The sequence below is a fragment of the Caulobacter sp. B11 genome (assembly GCF_002737765.1).
GTDB lineage: Bacteria > Pseudomonadota > Alphaproteobacteria > Caulobacterales > Caulobacteraceae > Caulobacter.
Map to the genome: position 1 here is coordinate 1 of NZ_PEGG01000257.1, position 3,198 is coordinate 3,198.

The window sequence follows — 3,198 nt, forward strand, 5'->3', positions numbered from 1 at the left end:
GGGGGAATTGCGCACCAGTTGGGTGAACTGAACCCCGTCCAGGGGCGACATCTTGAAATCGACGATGGCGATGTCGATGGCGAAGTCGCGCAGCGCCTGCAGCGCCTCGCCCCGTCCATCGCCTCGTGAACATGCTTGACGCCAGCGCCCTTGAGGATGGCCGAGACGATGGCTCTCATGTGGTAGTCGTCGTCCACCAGCAGAAAACGCAATTGTCCAAGCATCGCCGACATGCGGGGTGAGTTTCCTTACGGTCTAGGGAGGCGTTCGGATACAGCGCCGACACAAGGGTGTCGATACCCGCGAGAGGGCGTAGGACTGAAAAGGGCTCACCCTAAGGGTGATTGTTCCCCGAAATGAGCAACAGCGACGGATCGAGGTTCTGGTCACGCCAGCGCATGCGCCAGCACAGGTGCGGACCGGTCGCTCGGCCCTTCATGCCGACCGCGCCGATCCGTTGTCCCTGAGTCACCCGATCGCCCGCCGACACGTCCAGACGCGACTGATGCAGGTAGACGGTGATCAGTCCTTGGCCATGGTCGATCATCACCAGGCCGCCCTCGAAATGCATGTCGGGTTCGGCCAGGGTCACCAGACCGGCGGCGGGGGCGACGATCGGCGTGCCCGTCGGCGCGGCCAGATCGACCCCCAGGTGCGGGCGCTTGGTCTCGCCATTGAGGATCCGCTGGCCGCCGAAGCTGGACGAGCGACGGGTGGCCTTCACCGGAAGGATGAAGCCGGTGCGAAAATGATCCTCGTCGAGGCGGCTGGCATAGCCGGCGGCCTTGCGCTGGTTTTCCGAGGCGATGCGCGCCAGCAGCGCCGGCTCGATCGGGGTGACCTGGCTGGGCGGCAGGCCGTCGATGCGCTGGATGTCGAAGCGTCCCGGCGCGATCGATCGTTCGTGGGTCGAGGATCCGTCGGGGGTCTCGACAGTGATGACGGCCGGCGGCGGCGCGTCGCGGTCGAAGCCGAGGACGAACCAGCCCTGGGCGGAGGCTTGTGTGGCGGGCAGGCCATTCAACAGCACCGCGGCGCGCGGCGCGGTGCGCCCGATCGCGTAGCCGCCCTGCACGAAGCGTCCGCTCAGGGTCAGCCCGGGCGCGGCGGCGCGCGCCGTTTGGACCAGGCCCAGGCCGACCCCGGCGGCCGCTAGTCCCGTCAGGATGCGGCGGCGGTTCAGCCGTTCAGCTCCTGCCAGCGCTTGAGGGCCTCACGGGGACCGGCATAGGCCTCCTGCACTTCGGCGCTCCAGTAGCGCAGGGCGTCGAGCGAGACGCGTGCGCCGCTCACCGCGCAGACCACGTGGGAGCCAGGCGACATGACGGCGAATTCGCCATCGCCATAATGGAGCACGGCCAGGCCGCCGTTTTTGCCGAGGTCACGATCAAGAGCGTTCATGGCTTCCTTCTACGCCAGATGCGGGCCTCAGAACAGGTCACCCTGGCGGGTCGGCGGCGCGGCGGGCTTGGGACGGACCGGGCGGGCGGGCGGCGCCGGTGACGGGGGCGCTGGCGGCGTCGAGCCCAGGCCATCGATCACCGCGTCGCGCGCCCCGCGCCGGAAGGTCAGGCTGACCCGCTCACCGGCCGCCAGTTCGTCGGCCGCGCGGGCGATCGTGCCGTCGGCCTTGTGGACCAGGGCGAAGCCCAGATCGAGCGGGCGGTTGGGATCCAGCGACTGACGCAGCTTGTCGAGGTTGGACAGCCGATCGCCCTCGCGCTCCAGGCGGCGGCGCGCCCCGGCGTTCAGGCGGTCCCACAGGGCGGGCAGGCGAGCGTTGCGGGCCACCTGCTCGGGCGCGCGGCGGGCGGCCAGGTCAAGGCGGCGGCCCAGGTCCTCGACCCGCTTGCAGCAGTCGGCGCGCTGGCGGTTCAGGGTCTCGGGCGACAGGCGGGCCGAGACCTTCAGCAGGTCGCGGGCATGGACGTCGGTATTGCGCTGCAGGGCGGCGTCCAGCCGGGCGGCGACCGCCTCGAAGCGGCGCTGGCCGGCGGCGGTCAGGTCGTCGGGACGCGGCAGGCCCGGGCCGCCAGGTCCAGCCGCTGCTGGGCCAGGGCCAGCAGGTCGGCGGGGCGGGGCAGGCCGCGGGCGGCGCTGATCAGGCGGGTGCGGCGCTCGTCCACCACCCGGCCGCCGGTGCGGATCAGGCGGCGGTCATAGTCGGCGACCAGGGCCCGCAGCTCGCTGAGCACCGGCGTGGCCATCTCGGCGGCGGCGGTGGGGGTAGGCGCGCGCCGGTCGGAGACGAAGTCGATCAGGGTGGTGTCGGTCTCGTGGCCGACGGCCGAGATCAGCGGGATGGCTCCCTCGAACACCGTGCGGGCCAGGCCCTCGTCGTTGAAGGCCCAGAGATCCTCCACCGAGCCGCCGCCCCGGGCGACGATCAGGATGTCGGGACGCGGCACGGGGCCGCCGGGCGCGATGGCGTTGAAGCCGCGAATGGCGGCGGAAACCTGGGCGGCGGCCTGGTCGCCCTGCACCACCACCGGCCAGACCAGCACCTGGCACGGCCAGCGGTCGCGGATGCGGTGAAGGATGTCGCGGATCACCGCGCCCGTGGGGCTGGTGATCACCCCGACCACGGCCGGCATCGAGGGCAGGGGGCGCTTGGCCGAAGCGGCGAACAACCCCTCGGCGTTCAGCCGGGCCTTCAGGCGCTCAAGTTGGGCGAGCAGCGCCCCGACCCCGGCCGCCTCCATGGTCTCGATGACGATCTGGTAGCGCGAGCCGGCCGGATAGGTGGTGATCTTGCCGGTGACGATCACCTCCAGCCCGTGCTCGGGCCGCACGCCCAGGCCGCGCACGCTGCCCTTCCACACCACCCCGTCGATGGCGGATTTGTCGTCCTTGATCGTCAGATAGACGTGGCCATTGCCGTGATGGGTGACCTTCGACAGCTCGCCGCGCAAGCCGCACGAAGGCGTAGCTGGTCTCCAGCGTACGCTTCAGGGCGAAGGCCAGTTCCGAGACGGAATAGGCCGGCGCGTTGGAATCGGAGACGGCGTCGGTCATGGGGGACTAGATAGGACGGATGCGGCGGTCGGGGAATGCGTCGCGCTAACCCCGACACAACAAATCCCGGACAGCCTCTCGGCCATCCGGGATCGTGTTCCGACCTTTGGCCTGTGAAAGCCTAGATGTAGCGGCGCAGCGAGCGGGCCAGTTCGGTGGCGCCGGACTTCTTCTTCGATTGTT

Annotated in this window: 2 protein-coding genes and 2 pseudogenes; all 4 read right to left on the reverse strand. The window is 70.3% G+C overall.

Features of this window, described 5'->3' with window-relative positions; translation table 11 throughout:
• Nucleotides 1-233 (reverse strand): annotated as a pseudogene (locus tag CSW58_RS10540) (response regulator transcription factor); the annotation flags it as partial.
• A gap of 101 nt (nucleotides 234-334) precedes the next feature.
• On the reverse strand, nucleotides 335-1,075 hold the full coding sequence (locus CSW58_RS10545) for a M23 family metallopeptidase (protein WP_236627775.1): 741 nt from the start codon (nucleotides 1,073-1,075) through the stop codon (nucleotides 335-337).
• Between the two features lie 104 nt (nucleotides 1,076-1,179).
• Complete coding sequence (locus CSW58_RS10550; protein WP_099447256.1) at nucleotides 1,180-1,401, reverse strand: DUF2093 domain-containing protein; 222 nt, start codon at nucleotides 1,399-1,401, stop codon at nucleotides 1,180-1,182.
• A gap of 27 nt (nucleotides 1,402-1,428) precedes the next feature.
• Nucleotides 1,429-3,015 (reverse strand): annotated as a pseudogene (xseA, locus tag CSW58_RS10555) (exodeoxyribonuclease VII large subunit).
• Nucleotides 3,016-3,198 lie beyond the last annotated feature (183 nt).

Excerpts from the sequence above, each read along its gene's own strand:
- CSW58_RS10550 (WP_099447256.1), bottom strand. The coding sequence starts at position 1,401 with ATGAACGCTCTTGATCGTGACCTCGGCAAAAACGGCGGCCTGGCCGTG.